Source organism: Acidaminococcus sp. (assembly GCF_057597765.1).
Window position 1 is genome coordinate 1 of record NZ_DBMBXK010000005.1, and the last position, 16,848, is coordinate 16,848.

The window sequence follows — 16,848 nt, forward strand, 5'->3', positions numbered from 1 at the left end:
CAGGTTTTCTATAGATATTCCTTGCTTGAAACAATCTTCTGAATCCATAAAATAAATTTTATAGCGGTTAATCAAATCATAATAGGAAATAGTATTCAAAGCATGAATGGCAAAGGCTTCATTTTTGATTATCAAGCCTCTCTCCTTTAGTAATAAAATTTGGTCATGATATGTTAAAAACGGTTTATCATACTTCATTATGTGTCTCCATTATAAATAAAAGGACCCCCTACCCAATTAAGGGTAGTGGGTCCAGTGCCCAGCAAGAAACTGCTGAAAGCTTTTCACTACCCAAATTATAACACGGAATTAGAGAATGTCAAATATCATTCATTAGTTAATATCGCCAAGTCGCCTTTTTTAATAGGAGACGCAGGCGGTAATTCACGGTGTGAAAGTTCATCTTCGTTTACATTCATGGGCCGCAGCAGTCTCATTGTGCGCTCAAATGCAGACAATGGATTAAGGGCATTCTCGGTTTTATAAATTACTTTTCTACAGATAGAAAATTTTTCATAAGGGACATCTATTTCAACAATTTCTTTCACTGCATCCAGTGTGCCATAATCGACACCATCAATGACTACAGGTTTACCCTTCTCAATAATTCGTAGAGTATTGCCTTTTTTTGCACCATCTTTCAATCCAAAATTTATCAGGAGTGAAGATTCGTCAATTACTTCCAATACTTTAAAACTTCTCATTTTCGTTCATCCTTTCATTCCACTTTGTCTCAAAGTGGAACCTGTTGTGGTATTGCTCATTATCAGCGAGCTTTTTCTTTCCCTCAAAACTTTCTCCGCAGCTCCACCACCTTGCCGATGATCCGGATGGGGAGGTCCTGGATTTGCTCCCTGGTATAAAAATGGGGGCTGTACACGCCGACATTGTGCCCGATCAACGTCAGCCCGTCCGGCCCCTCTTTGACTTCCTTCACTGTGGCATCGTTGCCGTTCACCAGCACGATGGCAATTTCTCCGTTCTCCACCTCCGGCTGCTGCCTGACAATGACCACATCACCCTCGTGGAGCGTCGGCTCCATGCTTCGCCCCTTGACCTGCAAGGCGAAATAGGTACCGCTCTTGGCCATCTGGGCGGGGATTTCTTCGTAGTCGATGATGTCGGTGATGGCCTCGATGGGGATGCCCGCCACCACACGGCCCAGCACGGGGATACGGACGCCACGAGGGGCCAGCGTCGGGGTATTTGGGGCTGTAGAGGGAACGGATTTAGAAGTAGGAGGAAAGAGGTCATTGATACTTATTCCTAATGCTGCAGCAATTTTAAAAAGCATGTCTTGTTCGGGTTCATTCTTCCCGCTCTCATAGCTGGAAATAGTATTATGCTTTACACCAATCTTTTCTCCAAGTTCTTTTTGGGTAAAGCCAGATAATTTTCTATAAAATTTGATTTTATCAGCAACGAACTTTTTAACGACATCAGAGCTCATATAAAAGCCTCCTCTTTATAAGATAACTACATGATACATGAAAAAATTGCGGAAATCAAGAAAATAATTTCATAAAATGTGAAGATAACTGTTGACAGAATTCGAAAGTTCATGTATCATGAAGTCATGAAATGGAGGTGATAACGATGCAGGAAAAGCTACTGAGAATTCGGCGAGCACATCTGGAATCTCAAAGTTTCTTAGCAAAGCTGATTGGGGTTGACTTGAGAACCTACCAGAACAAGGAATCTGGAGCTACTCAGTTTAAATCCAATGAAATGTTCCTTATTGCCCGTCATTACGGAATGAAAGTTGATGATATTTTTTCGCCCACAAACTTCATGAAACGTGAAGTTATCGGGTGACAGAAAATGTTGCAGGAGGCTCAACCATGCTAATCCAATTGGCAGACGGAAAGACCATTGAGCCCGGCAAGGGCAGGCGGAACTATTTGGACGCTGACGGCACCCTGTACACCGTGTGGGTGAAATGGATTGGCGGCCAGTGCATCTACCGGCCGCACAAACGGGTAGGCGGCAGTTACCGGGTGGTGCCGGATACCAAGTGGCACCAGACCGAGCAGGCGGCCCAGGCAGAGCTGGACATCTACGCCAGCGTGTACGAGCTGCAGGAGGTCGAAGAGAAGTAGAAAGGAGGTCCGCCATGGAATCGCCGCTGATGAATGTGAAAGAAACGGCAGCGTATCTCCACGTGGGGAAATCCACCGTTTACAAGCTGGAAGCCGATGGGGTGCTGCACCGGGTCAACAGTGCAGGGCGCATCCGGTTTTCCAGGGATGAAGTCGAAAAAACCGTCATGGACAAGGTCCACAACGGTTGGAAAAGCTCCCGGGAAAGGGAGCTGGAGCGGGAAATCGCCCGCAGGGATGCCACCATCCAAAATCTGAAAAGCCTGCTTTACAGGCTGGCTTCTGGGGTCATGGATGGGCTGGGAAAGGAAGGTTTACTTGAACCAGAAAAACGATGAAACCTACCAGCTCCGATATGTGTGCTGGTATGGGCACATCTTCCGCCGCTATGAGGACGCCGTGACAGCCCGGCAGCACAGCCGCTGGCACAGCGACTTTGACCGGATCGTCAAGGTCTGGGGCGGCTGGAAGATCGTGCCGATGGGAAAGGAGTGATGAAAATGGATGCGGAAATGATGGAGAACGTCCGGCAGAACGAAAAGTACTACCGGATGAAAGCAGAAGTATCCGCCAAACAGATTGGCGAAATCACGGGCCATTGTGAATCCTGGATCATCATGTTTGAACACGGGGTGATCAAGACCTTGGGCGAAAAGGATATCCAGAAGATTACAAAGGCCCTGGGCATCAGAATCAAAGACCTGTCGCAGCCTGCAGGCAGCCCCGTCCTCTCAGTTACGAAAGCAGAGCGCAGGAGAGGAATGAAGAACCTGGAAAAGATCCGGAAGCACAAGGGGCTGACGGTGCCGGAGCTCAACATCCGCCTGGGGCTGGGCAGAGGGCGGCTGCAGAGGGCAATCAATGGCTATGGGGAGTTTGGAATCAAGACATGGCTGCTTATCGCCGATGCCCTGAACATGGATCTGAAAGTGCTGATAGGGAGGGAATGAAGATGGAGCTGAACAAGATTTGCGCTGCGGCCGTCATCGTCCTGGGCGCTCTCACCATGGCGTGTCACGCTGGCCAGGCTGTCCAGGAACGCCGGAATCCCCAGTACACGATGGTATCCCGCCGGGTGATGGCCGGGGAAAACCTTTGGGAAATCTGCAGCAAGGTTAACCAAGGGCGGGAAGACGTTTGGGAAGTCATCGACCGGGTACGCCTGGACAATGACATCAAGGACCCGGGGGCACTGAAGCCGGGCCAGGTCATTACGATCAGAGTCAAGAGGTGAGTGAAATGTGCTTTGGTAAACGACTTAGACTTTTCCGGAAAAAGGCTGGGTATAAAACCGCAAAAGATTTTTCCGAAAAAGTAGGCATTCCCTACACAACTTATATGGGTTACGAATACAAAGGGCGGGAGCCTAGATTTGACAGTCTGAAAAGGATTTGCCAACTGCTCAATGTTTCCGCTGACGATTTGTTAATGGCAGATCCCCTTAAATCTAAGCAGGAACGGCTCCGGGAAATCGACACCAAACAAAAAAAGCAGGTGCTGGACCTGCTGACAAGGGCATTAAATGCCGCTGCTGTACACGTGATCCTGGAGTATGACGAGCAGCGTGAGGTTGTCTTGATCGACTTTTGGGTGAGCAAGAAGCCTAGGATAGTGGTCAACGTCAACATGGACAACCCCATGGCCATGATGGTGGACATCTTCAAGTCGGCAGGGCGGGACCTGTTAGAAGAAGCGTAAGGAGGTGTGGGTATGAGAGAGGTAGAGGTTTCCCAGATTCCCCAGTTGTACGCTTCCATGCGTACCCTGAGGACCATGTACGAATTCGGACACAGCCACATGAGCAATCTGATCAGCGCCATGCGGAAAAGCCCCTGGAAGGCCGGCGTAGTCGGCACAGGCAAGGGCATGAGAATCAACACCCAGATGTTTGACGCCTTCTGGCGGGACTGGGCAAAGAAGCACTGAGGGGGTGGGCGTGTGGATGGTGAACAATGGCTGAACTTCCGGGAGAATATGCGGTACTTCCGGTTGATCCAGGGCATTACCGGGAAAGAGATGGCCGCCAGGATGGGAAAATCCGTTGCCTGGGTGAGCCAGGTGGAAGCCGGTCTTTATGCACGGTGGCCGGCATCGAAGGACATGCTGGCTGTTGCCAGGGAATTGGGGCTATCTCTGAAACAGATGGTAACGCCGCTGCCGTCCAGCATTGTTCTGGAGGTCAGCAACCAGGAACATGACCAGGGTGTTAAGAACCTGGAAAAGATCCGGAAGCATCACAAGCTGTCCAAAAGAAAGTTTGCGGACAAGCTGGGGATATCCCGAAGCTGCTATTCCGCAGTGACCAACGAATACAGCAGGTTTTCCATTGAGAGCTGGTGGCGGATTGCCAAGGAGCTGAACATGGACCTAAAGATTTTGATTGGGAGGGATGAACAATGAAAAAGAAACCTAAGAACGCACCCTGGCCGGTGCTGATGATTCTGCTGCCCTTTGTGGCAGTGATGACTCTGTGGGACCTGGCCGGTTGGCTTGTATCCATCGTGTGGGACGGGCTGCAGCGCCTGGGCCCAAGGTTCCAGGGTTTTATTCTGGGAATCTGGGCGGCAATGGCAATGTTCGTTTTCGCAGCCAGCCTTGCGGTATTTGGGTGACCGCTATGGAGAACAATAAAAAAGCCGCCGGCTGTGTGGAGCAGCCGACGGCAGGTGAATCTCACTCTGGCAGGGGATTCACCTCCAGTATAGCAAGGGAGGACTGAAATGTCAAAAATCAAGAACTGCACCATGGCCATGACCGTGGAAGAAGGAAAGAACAGAAAAGCCTGGCTGGCTGTCAGGAATAAAGGTATCGGTGGATCTGACGCCGGAATCATCATGGGGGCGAGCCCCTGGAAAAGCCCTTACACCCTCTGGATGGAAAAGACTGGGCAGCTGATCCCGGAAGACATCTCCGGGAAGGAACCAGTATTCTGGGGGACAAAGCTGGAATCGGTGATCGCCGACCATTGGGCAGAAAAGAATGGGAAACGGGTAGCCCGGTGCGGCACCGTCTACCGGACCGACTGCCCCTGGCTGATCGCCAATGTGGACCGGCTGGTGATTGGTGAAAAGGCGGGGCTGGAAATCAAGACCACCAATGCCTTCAATGACGACGAATGGCGGGAGGATGCGGAAGGCCAGCATATCCCGGATACCTACTACTGGCAATGTATGCATTACATGCTGGTGACCGGCCTTCCGGTCTGGTATGTGGCGGTCCTGATCGGAGGGCAGCAGTATGTCCAGATGACCCTTCCAAGGGATGAAGCAGCCATCAAGCAGCTGTGGGAGGCGGAGAAAACCTTCTGGGAAGAGAACGTCCTCCAGAAAAAGCCTCCCCTGGTCGACGGATCCAGCAGTACGGCAGATGCGCTGGCAATCGAATTCCCCGGCGGGGAGCCGGGGCCGGTGGACCTGACCGCGGAAGCAGAAACCATCTATACGGTGCTGCAGCAGAGCAAGGATAAGAAGAAAGAGGCGGAAGCATCCATCAAAGAGTGCGGGAACAAGATCAAGGCCCTTATGGGCGACATCGAAGAGGCCCGGATTGCCGGGCACAAGATCACCTGGAAGACCTATCCAGGGAAACCTAAAGTGGACGACAAGAAGCTCCAGGAGGAATTCCCGGATGTTTATGAAAAGGTCCTGAAGATCGGAAAGGAAACCAGAGTGTTCAGAGCATAGAAAGGAAGGCATAACAATGGCAACGGTAAAAGGTGGAGCATCAAAAGCAGTGAAGGTTATGAGTGAAAGAGGCATCGTGCAGCAGATGATCATCAATATGCGGCCGCAGTTTGCGGCCGCCCTGCCGGATGTAATGAGCCCGGAACGGTTCATCCGGCTGACGTTGACGGCATTCAGCAAGACACCGAAACTCTATGAATGCACCCAGGGAAGCCTCCTGGGCGCCCTTTTGATGGCAGCACAGCTGGGGATGGAACCCAACTCCCCGCTGGGACAGGCCTACCTGATCCCCTATTACAACCGGGATAAAGCAGCATACGAATGCCAATTCCAGCTTGGATATAAAGGCATGATCAATCTGGCCTATCGCAGCGGCAAGGTCACTGACATAGCCGCCTATGAGGTCCGGGCAAACGACCGGTTCGACTATGAGCTGGGGCTGGAAAGCAAACTGTTCCACAAGCCGGCGCTCCGGGACCGGGGAGAAGTGATCGCCTACTATGCGGTGTGGCACACGAAAGACGGCGGCCATGGGTTCGCAGTCATGAGCAAGGAAGACGTGGAAGAGCACAGGAACCAGTTCAGCAAGGCCAGCCAGAAAGGGTTCAGCCCCTGGTCTACAGCCTTCGACGAAATGGCGAAAAAGACGGTCCTGAAAAAAGCCCTGAAGTATGCGCCCATGGCTGCGGACTTCCAGAGAGCCATGATGTCGGACGGATCGGTGAAGAATATCGAAGATCCCAAGGAAATCCCGGGCATTGATATCCTGGATGAGCCGAACGAAATGGACTATGTGGACACAGAGGCCCAGGAAGAACCGGTGGCAGCCATCGAGGATAAAGACAGCAGCATCCAGGCACCTGCCATGGAACTGCAGACCGAGGACGTAAAAGTCCCCCAGAAGTAACGGAACCTGAAAAGAAAGGGGGTGAACAGATTGCAAATCAACTATGTCTCCGAGATCAACGCCTTCCATATGTGGTTGGCTACGAATCCTACACTTTCGACATCAGCGAGAATATTATGGTTTTCCCTTATGCATTACTGTAACTCTTGCGGATGGAAGGTGGATTTCGCCGTGCCACTATCGGCAATCGAGGCTGATACCGGGCTTAAGAGAGATGCAATCTATGCCGCCAGGAATTCTCTGATCCAGGCCGGGCGCATCAAAGTCACCCAGCGGAAAGGAGGAAAGGCAGCCGTTTACTCCCTGATATTTTTCACTGTGGAAGCTGGGGATGAAAACCCCGTGTCGGGAATGGCGTCGGTTAAACCGACGCGAACCCCGACACGAACCCCGACACCATCCCCGACACGAACCCCGACATCAACCCCGAATATTCCTAGAGTAGAGAAGAGTAGAGTAGATAAGGGAGGAGGAGCCGCGCGCGCGAGGAGCACCCGGAATCCGGTGAACGATCTGGATTTTGGAGAAGTAGCCCAGGCGTTCAGCGACAACATCAACCCCATCACGCCTTTCCAGGCGGATGATCTCCACGACCTCTACGAGACTTACGGGAAAGACCGGGTAATCTGGGCCATCCGTGAAGGGGCAAGGAACAACGCCAGGAGCATCCGCTACGTGGAGCGTGTACTGGAGCACTGGCGGAGGGGCGATACGGGGAAACCCAGACAGCAGCAGAACCAGACAGCGACGGATCTTTATCAGGGCATGGCCAGTGTAATCTCTGACCAGGGCGATGATCCGGAGAAGATTGCTGCCTGGATGGAAGAGGAAGGTGTGGACATTGATTCTATCGCAAAGAGCGGCGGCCATGGCTCTGATTAAGGCCTGCTATCCCAAGTTCACGGACGTGCAGGGGGAAGCCTATGCCCAGCTGACAGCCGACATCCCCGAGGGAGTGCTGGCCCAGGCTGTGAAAAACGTGATCAAGACCAGCCGGTACCAGCCTACTGTGGCGGAAATCCGGGACGAAGCTGCCAGGATCGTCAAGGCAGCCACCGGCACCCGGGCCCCCATGGCCGAAGAAGAGTGGGAAAAGGTGCTGCGGGCTGTGGGAAGCGTCGGTCCCTACCGGATCCCTGTCATGAAGGACAAGGGACCGCTGGCAGCCAACGAGGCCCCAGTCTGGGGCAATCCTCTCACGGAAAGCGCTGTGAAGAAAATCGGCTGGCTCACCCTGTGCGGGACGGAAACCGCATCCATGGGCTACCTGCGGGGGCAGTTCATCGCCACCTGGGAAAAGCTGGCTGCGCAGGAGAAGGCCCAGCGGCGGATGAAGAACACGCTGCGGGGGCAGACCGGAAAGCAGATTGTGGCCAACCTGGCCAAGAAGCTGGGCGCAGGGCAGGAGCCCAAACGCCTGGAAGGAGGACGGAATGAGGACGGAGGAAACAAAGGCCAGACGGCAGCGTGTCCAGCTGGAGTATAAGCTGGATGCGGCCAACCTGGCCCTGGAACGGGCAATCAAGGGCAAAGACCGGATGGTAGGCAACCTGAAGGCAGCCCTGCAGGACATGACCCGGCGGTACGAGGAAGAGCATCGCCGCCGGATCCACGCCGAGCAGGAGGCCAACCGGCAGCGGCATCTTTACCAGGACATGGCAGAGACCGCCCGGGCCCTTATGGCCGAAAAGAACCGGCAGGAAGGCACGGGCGCCGCATGATCGAGTTTTGTGTGTTCGGCGACCCCAGAGGCAAGGGACGCCCCCGGTTCAGGGGACACGCCTACACGGACAGCAAGACCCGGGCCTATGAGCGGATGATCCAGGGTGCTTTCCTCCAGAGCGGGGAAAGCATGTTCCCGGAGAAAGTCCCGGTGGGGGTGGAAGTGGAGTGCTACTTCCGGATCCCCACGAGCTACAGCAAACGGCGGAAAGGGCTGTGTAGGGGAAACCTGGAGCTGCCCCTGAAGAAACCGGATGGGGACAATATCCTCAAAATCGTCTGTGATGCGCTCAACGGGCTGGCCTATAAGGACGATACCCAGGTGTCAGATATGATCATCAGGAAGCGTTATGGACGGGATGAGGGGTATATCAGAGTCAGGATTTGGGAGGTAAAACCATGAACGAGGATAAACGGAACATCACAGTGACGGAAATCAAGTGGGACGTGTGTTGCCCGACGGTATCCTACCGGGAAGTCACGGGTACGCAGGTGAAGGAGGTGGATGGGCTGAGCATGACCCAGGCCGCACCGGAACCTGAATTCGTAATGGCGGCCAAGAGGATGGCGAAGGATTTCCTGCAGATGATGCAGCTCAACATCCTGGACGGGGAAATGCTGGCAGAACGGGTGGACTTCACCGGGCTGAAAGCGGACAACCTGGAGCGGATTGTGGTCAAGTGCGAACTGTCCTTCGACAAGGCGAAGCCGAAAGAGTATTGCACCCCGGCCTATGACCTGCTAGACCTGCCGGAAAACATTCAGAAGGACATCAAGTGCATCCTGAAGGAGGCTGCAGATTGGGTGCAGGGCAGGACGGCCCAGACGGTACTGGATTTTAGCGGAGCCCAGAAAAGCACGTCGGACGGCGATGGAAAGCGGGGGAAGACAGCATGAGAATCTGGGGTACATGGAAAGTGCGGCACAGCGGCACCCAGGAGTGGCAGCTGCACCGCTATAACTACCAGACGGGGAAGGATGAAACCTATCCCCGCCGGTTCGATATGCGAATGTTCGCAACGGAGAAGGCCAAGGAGCTGAACCGGGCGGCAAAGGAGGCCCAGCATGGAGACGTTTAGAAAGTGCGAGACCTGCGGCATGACCTTCAAAGACCCGGGAGAGAGACCCTGGACCTGGCAGACGAAAGACTACCAGGGTACCCACTGGTTCTGCGGGAACGATTGCCTTTCCCGCTGGAACCATGCTCAGAAGGTCCGGAAAGAAAAGAAACACCGTGGGTGGAGACGATGAACCGGGTTAGCCCCACCACCTGCGTGAAGCTGGCGCTGCTGGCCATCAGCATCATCCTGATGGCTGCAGCCGTCTTCATCGGGGGCGGGATTATCGTGGCGGCGTATCTGCTGATCATGGGAGGTGCAGGAGTATGAAAAAGAACCCTAAGAAGGACATGCGGAAAGAGTTCGAACGGCGGCTGAGTCGCTGCCTGGGCTGTCCGCACGTTAGACCCAAGGCGTTCCAGGCCTATCCCAGATTATGGGATTATCTGACCTGCGACAAGGCAGACGAAAAGATCCTGGACATTGAGTTTTGCTGGGAGGGACCGAAATGAAGCTGAGAAAGTTTTTGGAGCCGTTCGAAAGCAGCGAAGAGGTTTTTGTCCATCGGACTGATGACGGCACGGAGATTGAAGCGAAGCCGGAAAGCAAGGAACTAGAGCCTGTACTGGATTTCCAAGTGATTTACGCTTGCCCAAGAATCGGTGGAGCCGATTGGGCGTATACCTATATCGAAGTGGAGAACCCGCCAGATCCATGGGTGGTAGCCTGTGATGCCGACCAGTATACGGTTGTTCGGTTGAGTGATCGTGAAGAAGGGCGTTGCTGCGGCGAGCACTTTTACTTTGACTGGCATGATGCTCAGGATGACGCAGACATCATGAACGAAATTGAGGGCATCAAAGATGCACCGAGGTTTGACGAAGAGTAAAGGAGGACTGGAAATGAGCCTTGAGATCAAAACCCATCTGCAGAACCTGAGCAATGAGATGGGCTGTGTGGAAACAGAGCTGTCCTACATGGCTGCCAAGCTCCGGCCTGACAGCAGCGATGAAATGACCCATGATGTGCTGCTCCAGGCCATCGACCGGGTGAGCCATACCCGGGATAAGCTGAAGGACGAGGAAGACTTCCTGAAGAGAAAGCTGGTACAGCGGTAACAAGAATCACATCAGATAGGAGGTGGAGCCCATGTATTACAACGAGTGGGAGAACATCATCCGGGACAGGCTTCGAAACTACAATATCTGGACGGCCAGGGTAAATACGCTGGAAGCCCAGATCAGGGAAATCGCCGGCCAGCTTCGGCTGGAAGCGGCACCCAAGACCACCCGGTTTGGCTATGACAGCTTTGGCGGCGGGTGGGACAAACCTTCACCGGAAGAAGTGGCCTACCAGCAGAAAGAAATCCTGGAAAGCCGGCTGCAACGGCTGAAGGCAGAATACCAGAAAAAGAAAGCGGTCCTGAAAGCTCTGGATGATCATATGGACGCTCTGGAAGGGGCTGAACGTCAGATGATCCGGCTGCGGGGCATCAATCATCAGCAATGGAAACAGATTGCCCTGGATACCTGCCATGATGAAAGCTGGTGTCGGCGGAAATTCCGGGACGGGTTGCGGAAGATGACCGGCATGGAGTACGGGCCGAAAGCAGCGCCCACACAGACACGGCTGAACCTGGTGGAACTGTGAGAACCAATCCCGTTTTTATCCCGCTTTTGTCCCGTTTTTATCCCACTTTTTCTTAGGAAATCGTGCTATACTGATATCATGGATTTGCGGAAAGCAGTCCAGTTCATTAACACCTCCTTTTAAGATATGTAGAACCGGAGGAAGCGCCCCGCCAAGGGCGCTTTTTTCGTGGGAGGAACCATATAGCTTATGACCGGCACCTGAAAAGGTGCTTTTTTTAATCCATTTTGAGGACGGTGGTGAAGATGTAGATGGCCCGAGAAGATTTGATTCCTTTGAACCGGCGAACAAAAGACGAACAAAAGGAAATTGCCAAAAAAGGTGGCATCAAGAGCGGTGCGGCACGGCGCCGCCGTAAGGCCATCAAGGAAATCCTGGCAGGAGCCTGGAACATCCGGCTGTGCGATATCGAGGACCCGGGAGTCCGCAAGGCTTTCATGACGGCAGCCAAATCCCAGGATGGAAAGATCACCATCGGGGAGGCCATGACGAACGGCATGGTGCTGGCCATGATCCGGGGCAATGCCCTCATGAGTCAGCTGGTGCTGGATCTGATGAAAGAGAGCCCTGCCGTGAAGCTGAAAGAAAAAGAGCTGCGGCTGCGTGAACGGGAAATCGAAATCAAAGAGAAGCTGGCCGAAAAAGACCTGAAGGAGGACGAACCCTCTGAACAGGTGGAATTCACGTTCGAAAGGGAGAAATGACCATGAAGGTGAATGTGGCTGACAGCATGGGGCCGGCTTTCGACCCTGTATTCTGGGATGCCCAGCAGCACGGCCATACCTATTACTGGCTAGCCGGCGGGCGGGGCTCCACCAAGTCGTCCTTCGTGGGCATGGAAATCCCCCTGCTGATGCTGCAGCACCCGGAATGCCATGCAGTGGTCCTGCGGAAAGTAGGCGGGACCATCAAGAACAGCGTGTATCCACAGATCCAGTGGGGCATTGAACAGCTGCAGATCATCGACCGGTTTAAGTACAAGATGACGCCGCCAGAGATCACTCTGAAGGGGACCGGCCAGAAAATCCTTTTCCTGGGCTGCGACGACCCCATGAAGGTGAAATCCATCAAGCTGCCTTTCGGCTATGTAGGCATTGTCTGGCTGGAAGAGCTGGACCAGTTCAGCGGTATGGAAGAATTTCGGAACCTGTGCCAGTCTCTGCTGCGTGGAGGGCCCCGTTATTGGGTGTTCTGCACGTACAATCCGCCTAAGAGCCGGAGCAACTGGGTGAATGAGGAAATCCTGATGGATGATCCTGACCGGCTGGTGCACCGCTCCACCTATCTTCAGGTGCCGCCGGAATGGCTGGGGGAGCAGTTCCTCCAGGAAGCTGGAAAGCTCAAAGAGCGGAACGAAACGGCTTACCGTCATGAGTACCTGGGAGAAGTCACCGGGACCGGCGGGGCGGTCTTCGAAAATGTGGAAGACCTGGCCATGAGCAGCGAGCAGCTGCAGCAGTTCGACCGCCGGCTGTTCGGCCTGGACTTCGGGTTCGCTGTGGATCCGCTGGCCTTTGTGGCCATGCATTTCGACGCCAAACACGAAGACCTGTATATCTGGGGAGAGATCTACGAACAGAAGCTGACCAATCCCCAGTCTGTGGCCAGGATCAGCAAGATCATCCTGCCCCAGGAGCTGGTCCGCTGTGATTCGGCGGAACCCAAGTCCATCAAGGAAATGCGCTCCCTGGGCATGAACATCATCGGGGCGGCCAAAGGACCCGACAGTGTGGAATATGGAATCAAATGGCTGCAGGGCCTGCGGCACATCTACATTGACAAGCGCAGGTGCCCCAATACCTACCGGGAATTCATGACTTACGAATATGAACGGAACCGGCTGGGACAGTACATCAGCGCCTACCCGGACAAAGACAACCATGCCATTGATGCGGTGCGGTACGGGTGCAGCGGCGTGATGCCGGTTCGGACCACCATCCGCCCGGCCAGATTTGATTACTGAGGTAAACCATGAATGAGAAAGATTTCTTTTTGAGCCCGAACGGGAATATGTACCGTCTGATGCGGGATTCCTACTATGGGGACGGGGGCTATCGGGGAGCGTATCTGATCCCCCACAAGCGGGAAACCCGGCAGAACTATCTGGACCGGCAGCAGACGGCCTATTATCTGAACCACTTCGCCCTGATCGTCAACGCCCTGGTGAATCCCATCTTCAAGCGCCGGCCGCTGCGGGACTGGTCCGGATCTGCCGGACCAGTTGCCGAAGCCTTCCTGGAAGATGTGGACGGAGCCGGGAACGATATGGACAGCTTCATGCAGGCAGCGGCTTTATCCGCCAAGCTGTATGGAGCTGTTTTCATTGTGGTGGAGAACTTCCAGGCTATGGAACTTCCGGCCAGCATGGGGGAAGCCCTGGCTCAGCGGAAATTCCCCTATGCCTACACCCTGGACCCGGATCGGGTGGAAGGGGTTTCCATTGACAAGAACGGCCGGGTGCTGTCCATCAAGTTCCGGGATACGGCGGTGAGCAGCACCATGGGCGGAGAGAAGGAACGGACGGTGTACTTTGACACCCACAGCTGGGCTGTCTATGAAGACGGGGCTCTGGTATCTTCTGGGGAGCACAACCTGGGAGAGGTGCCGGTGGTCTGGTTCCCCAGCCAGCACGTGAAGAACGGGGAACTGAATCCTACGCCGGAGCTGTACCCCATTGCCGGTATCTCCTGCAGCCTGTACAACCACTGTTCCTGGCTGACGGAAATCCTCCGGAACCAGACCTTCCCGCTGCTGACCTTCCCCAGCAAGGAAGCCAGCGACCTGGTCATTGGGAACAACAATGCCCTGTGCTACGACGGGGACACGGTGCGGTTCCAGCCCGGGTTCATTTCCCCTCCCAGCGATCCGGCTGCGCTGATCCAGAGCCAGATCAAGAATATGGTGGAAGAGATGTACCGGATTTCCGGATTGACCTTCTCCACCACGACCAAACAGGAAGCCAGCGGCATCAGCCGGCAGTGGGAGTTCGAACGGACGAACCAGCGCCTTTCTGCTTTTGCCAAGCGGTGTGCAGCAGCAGAAAAGAAGATCCTGGCCCTGGTGGCCAAATGGATGGGTCTGGAACTGGAATACACGGCGACCTACTCCAATGACTTCGGCATCACGGACGTGGCCACGGAGCTGAAGAACGCCCAGGCCGTTCTGGATATGCAGCTGACCAACAAAATCAAGGTGGAAGTGGCCAAACAGGTGCTGACGGCCTATGTGCCGGATCTGCCTGCTGACCGGTTCGATGCCATCATTGCCGACATTGAAAAGCAGGAGACAGAGCCGGCTTATAACGAGCCGCCCCAGCCGGCTGAACCACCGGAGCCTCCTGAACCAGAGGACGAAGAGGAACCACCGGAAGAGTAGGTGAACCATGGACGAACTGCAGCGGCAGCTGAAAGCCTTTTCCAAACGATATGGATTCCAGGGCCAGATGATGAAAGCCCGCATTGAGATTCTCATGAAACAGGGCAAGAGCCCGGAGGAAGCCATCCGCCAGGTATTTAAGGAATACGGCGTGGAGGAATGGCTGCAGGCCAATGTGTCCAGCGTGATCGTTGGCACGGCCCAGGATGCCCTGGGACAGGAAATGGCCAAAGACCTTCCTGCGGCTGCTCTGCTGGAAGCCCTGTCCAATCCCTGGGACGGCAGCGGGCTGACCCTGTCGGAGAAGATCCACGGTGCCAGCAACACCATGCTGAACGATGTGATCACCACGGTGCGGAAACAGATCCACCTGAACAAGACGGTGAAGGACACAGCCCAGACCCTCTACGATGGCTACAAAAGTGGCCATGTAGTCAGGGAACAGCAGCTGCCCCAGTACCTGGATGAACTGACCCGGTGGACCCGGAGAAGCCGGGAGAACCTTTCCCAGGAAGAACTGAAAGACCTCCAGCGGTCCATCCGTAAGGTGAAATACCAGGCGGATGATCTGGTGGATGACAGAGCCACCTACAATCACTTCAGGACCTCCCTCCAGGAGCTCATGGACAAATTGGAGCACGGCAGTGAAAAGGCTGCCCAGAGGGCCCTCCAGAACGCCATACAGGAGAAAAGCCGATATGTGGCCGAACGGATCGCCCGGACGGAAGCCGCCAGGGCACGGTATGATGCTTTCCTTGCCCGCTACGGCGAGGATGACAGCGTTGTGGCCTATCAGTGGAAGCTGGGAAGCCGGCACCCGGCAGAGGACATCTGTGACATGTATGCCCATGCGGATCTGTATGGCCTGGGGGCAGGAGTCTTCCCAAAAGACCAGGCTCCGGTGAATCCGGCCCATCCCCATTGCTTGTGCCATTATGCTCCGGTTTACGCCAGCGAGCTGAAGGGCAAAAAGCGGTCTGACAATGTAGAAGGCCGTGGCAATGCCTGGCTGAAACGGCAGCCACTGCACATTCGTCAGGCCATCCTGGGGGTGAAGGGAGAACAGGAGTGGAAGGCCGGCAGGGCTGGGTGGATGGAGAAGGCAAGAAATCTGCCTGATATGTTTGGACAGACAGAAAGCAGGCTTGCTAACTTGCAGGCATATAAGAAACCAATATACGGGGATGCTCATCAAGAAAAGCATTATAAAAATGATTTGACATTAAATCTTAGAAAAGTAAAAAATACAAATTATGACCTATATGTTTCCACTGATTTGTATTTAAAGCCCAAAATGCTTGATGAAATGCAAAAGCAAATTGGCGAAAGTATAAAAGTCATGAGAATCAAAAACATGGAACATTTTCCAAGATTCATTATTATGAGTGATAACGAGGCGCAAGGAGCTTGGGGAAACTATTCAGCAGAAAAAAATACACTTTATATTAATGCAGATTCTTTAAAACGGAAACAGTACGTATCTTCTTTAAAACAAAGCTTAAAAGAAGGAATAAAGGTATCATCCACCAGTCATTTATCTACTATGGTACATGAATTGTTCCATTGGATAGATGCAGAAAATTACATCGCCAAGTATGGTAAAATAATAAGCCAGCAAAGTTACGTTGATGCAATTAACAGTTATTACGAAAAGGATGTAGAAAAATTGATTGACTCAGGATATAATATTAGTGAAATAAGTGACTATGCTTATAAAAAACTTAATTCGAAAGAATATGCAGAAGTTATGACCGAGTATAGAGTAAAAAAACTTTTAGGAGGAATGTAAAATGAGGATGACCTTTTCCCCAAGAGTGGAAGAGCTTGAAAAGAAATTGAAGCCTTATTTTGCAAGAATGGGCGGTATTGTTCCTGATGCTCCAAAAGAAATACAAGAAGCGTTTGAGGAATATAAAAAACTTGTTAAAGAAGAATCGTGGTTCTAAGCCCTCTGCTCCGGCAGCGGGCTTTTCTTATGCCTAAAATCAGATAGTTTTTTAGCAGACCATCAGGCCTGCTATTTTTATGCATTGAAAAGAGAGGAGAACAAAAATGAAGAACCTGAAAGCAATTGCAATGACGATGGCCCTGGTGGCCGGTATTACGGGAACGGCCTTTGCCGCTGACATCCGGGAAATCGTAGGGGATCCTGGCACCGAGATCACGGACCGGAACCCGACCTGCTACCAGACCCGGGTATTTAATGGCCACACCCTGGAATCCTACGTAGAAAATGATGTGGCCATCACGAAGGAGGATGGGGAAGTGGTGCTGGAATATGAAATCCAGCGGAGCGACTTTGTCCCCTTCGACTTCGATTCCAACCAATAACCCATACATTACCCTGTGCAGAC

General features: G+C 53.3%; 32 protein-coding genes and 1 pseudogene. 30 read left to right on the forward strand and 3 right to left on the reverse strand.

Annotated elements, in window-relative coordinates; translation table 11 throughout:
- The 3 genes and pseudogenes from ACZOF8_RS04080 to ACZOF8_RS04090 all read right to left on the reverse strand — a co-directional run.
- Positions 1-198 (reverse strand): annotated as a pseudogene (locus ACZOF8_RS04080) (Abi family protein); the annotation flags it as partial.
- 128 nt (positions 199-326) lie between these two features.
- Positions 327-704 carry a hypothetical protein gene (locus ACZOF8_RS04085; RefSeq protein ID WP_154488347.1) on the reverse strand — a complete coding sequence of 126 codons (378 nt, stop codon included), beginning with the start codon at positions 702-704 and terminating at the stop codon, positions 327-329.
- Between the two features lie 83 nt (positions 705-787).
- Positions 788-1,450 (reverse strand): LexA family protein, encoded by a 663-nt coding sequence (locus tag ACZOF8_RS04090; RefSeq protein ID WP_487426578.1) that lies wholly within the window; start codon positions 1,448-1,450, stop codon positions 788-790.
- A 146-nt stretch (positions 1,451-1,596) separates the two neighbouring features.
- Between ACZOF8_RS04090 and ACZOF8_RS04095 the strand changes: the two genes are divergently transcribed.
- The 30 genes from ACZOF8_RS04095 (at position 1,597) to ACZOF8_RS04240 (ending at position 16,825) form a co-directional block, all read left to right on the forward strand.
- A complete protein-coding gene (locus tag ACZOF8_RS04095; RefSeq protein ID WP_487426579.1) occupies positions 1,597-1,815 on the forward strand; it encodes a helix-turn-helix transcriptional regulator in 219 nt (72 codons plus the stop codon).
- Between the two features lie 26 nt (positions 1,816-1,841).
- Positions 1,842-2,099: a hypothetical protein gene (locus tag ACZOF8_RS04100; protein WP_487426580.1), complete on the forward strand. Its 258-nt coding sequence runs from the start codon at positions 1,842-1,844 to the stop codon at positions 2,097-2,099.
- 14 nt (positions 2,100-2,113) lie between these two features.
- Positions 2,114-2,437, forward strand: a complete 324-nt coding sequence (locus tag ACZOF8_RS04105; RefSeq protein ID WP_487426581.1) for a helix-turn-helix domain-containing protein — start codon at positions 2,114-2,116, stop codon at positions 2,435-2,437.
- On the forward strand, positions 2,418-2,594 hold the full coding sequence (locus ACZOF8_RS04110; protein WP_487426582.1) for a hypothetical protein: 177 nt from the start codon (positions 2,418-2,420) through the stop codon (positions 2,592-2,594). Before ACZOF8_RS04105 ends, ACZOF8_RS04110 begins: the two co-directional genes overlap by 20 nt.
- A 5-nt stretch (positions 2,595-2,599) precedes the next feature.
- The gene (locus tag ACZOF8_RS04115; RefSeq protein ID WP_487426583.1) at positions 2,600-3,049 is read left to right on the forward strand and encodes a helix-turn-helix domain-containing protein; all 450 of its coding nucleotides are present in this window, start codon (positions 2,600-2,602) and stop codon (positions 3,047-3,049) included.
- A 2-nt stretch (positions 3,050-3,051) separates the two neighbouring features.
- A complete protein-coding gene (locus tag ACZOF8_RS04120; RefSeq protein ID WP_487426584.1) occupies positions 3,052-3,333 on the forward strand; it encodes a LysM peptidoglycan-binding domain-containing protein in 282 nt (93 codons plus the stop codon).
- Positions 3,334-3,338: 5 nt separating this feature from the next.
- Positions 3,339-3,797, forward strand: a complete 459-nt coding sequence (locus tag ACZOF8_RS04125) for a helix-turn-helix domain-containing protein (protein ID WP_487426585.1) — start codon at positions 3,339-3,341, stop codon at positions 3,795-3,797.
- A 12-nt stretch (positions 3,798-3,809) separates the two neighbouring features.
- A complete protein-coding gene (locus ACZOF8_RS04130; protein WP_370834189.1) occupies positions 3,810-4,025 on the forward strand; it encodes a hypothetical protein in 216 nt (71 codons plus the stop codon).
- 12 nt (positions 4,026-4,037) lie between these two features.
- A complete protein-coding gene (locus ACZOF8_RS04135) occupies positions 4,038-4,499 on the forward strand; it encodes a helix-turn-helix transcriptional regulator (RefSeq protein WP_106787544.1) in 462 nt (153 codons plus the stop codon).
- Positions 4,496-4,711 (forward strand): hypothetical protein, encoded by a 216-nt coding sequence (locus ACZOF8_RS04140; RefSeq protein WP_487426586.1) that lies wholly within the window; start codon positions 4,496-4,498, stop codon positions 4,709-4,711. Before ACZOF8_RS04135 ends, ACZOF8_RS04140 begins: the two co-directional genes overlap by 4 nt.
- Positions 4,712-4,819: 108 nt before the next feature.
- A complete protein-coding gene (locus ACZOF8_RS04145) occupies positions 4,820-5,782 on the forward strand; it encodes a YqaJ viral recombinase family nuclease (protein WP_487426587.1) in 963 nt (320 codons plus the stop codon).
- Between the two features lie 58 nt (positions 5,783-5,840).
- Entirely contained in the window at positions 5,841-6,689 is an 849-nt protein-coding gene (locus ACZOF8_RS04150; RefSeq protein ID WP_487426588.1) for a recombinase RecT, read from the forward strand.
- A gap of 21 nt (positions 6,690-6,710) precedes the next feature.
- A complete protein-coding gene (locus ACZOF8_RS04155) occupies positions 6,711-7,571 on the forward strand; it encodes a DnaD domain protein (protein WP_487426589.1) in 861 nt (286 codons plus the stop codon).
- Complete coding sequence (locus ACZOF8_RS04160) at positions 7,558-8,175, forward strand: hypothetical protein (protein WP_487426590.1); 618 nt, start codon at positions 7,558-7,560, stop codon at positions 8,173-8,175. The genes ACZOF8_RS04155 and ACZOF8_RS04160 overlap by 14 nt, the downstream gene beginning before the upstream one ends.
- A complete protein-coding gene (locus tag ACZOF8_RS04165; RefSeq protein ID WP_487426591.1) occupies positions 8,123-8,410 on the forward strand; it encodes a hypothetical protein in 288 nt (95 codons plus the stop codon). The genes ACZOF8_RS04160 and ACZOF8_RS04165 overlap by 53 nt, the downstream gene beginning before the upstream one ends.
- Positions 8,407-8,814 (forward strand): RusA family crossover junction endodeoxyribonuclease, encoded by a 408-nt coding sequence (locus ACZOF8_RS04170; RefSeq protein ID WP_487426592.1) that lies wholly within the window; start codon positions 8,407-8,409, stop codon positions 8,812-8,814. The genes ACZOF8_RS04165 and ACZOF8_RS04170 overlap by 4 nt, the downstream gene beginning before the upstream one ends.
- Complete coding sequence (locus tag ACZOF8_RS04175; protein WP_487426593.1) at positions 8,811-9,308, forward strand: hypothetical protein; 498 nt, start codon at positions 8,811-8,813, stop codon at positions 9,306-9,308. The genes ACZOF8_RS04170 and ACZOF8_RS04175 overlap by 4 nt, the downstream gene beginning before the upstream one ends.
- Positions 9,305-9,490, forward strand: a complete 186-nt coding sequence (locus ACZOF8_RS04180) for a hypothetical protein (protein WP_487426594.1) — start codon at positions 9,305-9,307, stop codon at positions 9,488-9,490. Before ACZOF8_RS04175 ends, ACZOF8_RS04180 begins: the two co-directional genes overlap by 4 nt.
- Complete coding sequence (locus ACZOF8_RS04185) at positions 9,477-9,662, forward strand: hypothetical protein (RefSeq protein WP_487426595.1); 186 nt, start codon at positions 9,477-9,479, stop codon at positions 9,660-9,662. The genes ACZOF8_RS04180 and ACZOF8_RS04185 overlap by 14 nt, the downstream gene beginning before the upstream one ends.
- The gene (locus ACZOF8_RS04190; RefSeq protein ID WP_487426596.1) at positions 9,659-9,799 is read left to right on the forward strand and encodes a hypothetical protein; all 141 of its coding nucleotides are present in this window, start codon (positions 9,659-9,661) and stop codon (positions 9,797-9,799) included. Before ACZOF8_RS04185 ends, ACZOF8_RS04190 begins: the two co-directional genes overlap by 4 nt.
- Positions 9,796-9,981: a hypothetical protein gene (locus tag ACZOF8_RS04195; protein ID WP_487426597.1), complete on the forward strand. Its 186-nt coding sequence runs from the start codon at positions 9,796-9,798 to the stop codon at positions 9,979-9,981. The genes ACZOF8_RS04190 and ACZOF8_RS04195 overlap by 4 nt, the downstream gene beginning before the upstream one ends.
- Positions 9,978-10,358, forward strand: coding sequence for a hypothetical protein (locus ACZOF8_RS04200; RefSeq protein WP_288310724.1), 381 nt, complete (start codon positions 9,978-9,980; stop codon positions 10,356-10,358). Before ACZOF8_RS04195 ends, ACZOF8_RS04200 begins: the two co-directional genes overlap by 4 nt.
- A 13-nt stretch (positions 10,359-10,371) precedes the next feature.
- Entirely contained in the window at positions 10,372-10,587 is a 216-nt protein-coding gene (locus tag ACZOF8_RS04205) for a hypothetical protein (RefSeq protein ID WP_337543529.1), read from the forward strand.
- Between the two features lie 31 nt (positions 10,588-10,618).
- Positions 10,619-11,119, forward strand: a complete 501-nt coding sequence (locus ACZOF8_RS04210) for a hypothetical protein (RefSeq protein ID WP_235819592.1) — start codon at positions 10,619-10,621, stop codon at positions 11,117-11,119.
- A gap of 251 nt (positions 11,120-11,370) precedes the next feature.
- Complete coding sequence (locus ACZOF8_RS04215; protein ID WP_487426598.1) at positions 11,371-11,823, forward strand: hypothetical protein; 453 nt, start codon at positions 11,371-11,373, stop codon at positions 11,821-11,823.
- A 2-nt stretch (positions 11,824-11,825) separates the two neighbouring features.
- Positions 11,826-13,082: a PBSX family phage terminase large subunit gene (locus tag ACZOF8_RS04220; RefSeq protein WP_487426599.1), complete on the forward strand. Its 1,257-nt coding sequence runs from the start codon at positions 11,826-11,828 to the stop codon at positions 13,080-13,082.
- Positions 13,083-13,090: 8 nt separating this feature from the next.
- A complete protein-coding gene (locus tag ACZOF8_RS04225; RefSeq protein ID WP_487426600.1) occupies positions 13,091-14,494 on the forward strand; it encodes a hypothetical protein in 1,404 nt (467 codons plus the stop codon).
- Between the two features lie 7 nt (positions 14,495-14,501).
- Complete coding sequence (locus ACZOF8_RS04230; protein ID WP_487426601.1) at positions 14,502-16,283, forward strand: hypothetical protein; 1,782 nt, start codon at positions 14,502-14,504, stop codon at positions 16,281-16,283.
- Position 16,284: 1 nt separating this feature from the next.
- Positions 16,285-16,440, forward strand: a complete 156-nt coding sequence (locus ACZOF8_RS04235; protein ID WP_487426602.1) for a hypothetical protein — start codon at positions 16,285-16,287, stop codon at positions 16,438-16,440.
- Positions 16,441-16,546: 106 nt separating this feature from the next.
- Positions 16,547-16,825 (forward strand): hypothetical protein, encoded by a 279-nt coding sequence (locus tag ACZOF8_RS04240; RefSeq protein WP_071142614.1) that lies wholly within the window; start codon positions 16,547-16,549, stop codon positions 16,823-16,825.
- The last annotated feature ends 23 nt before the right edge of the window (positions 16,826-16,848 follow it).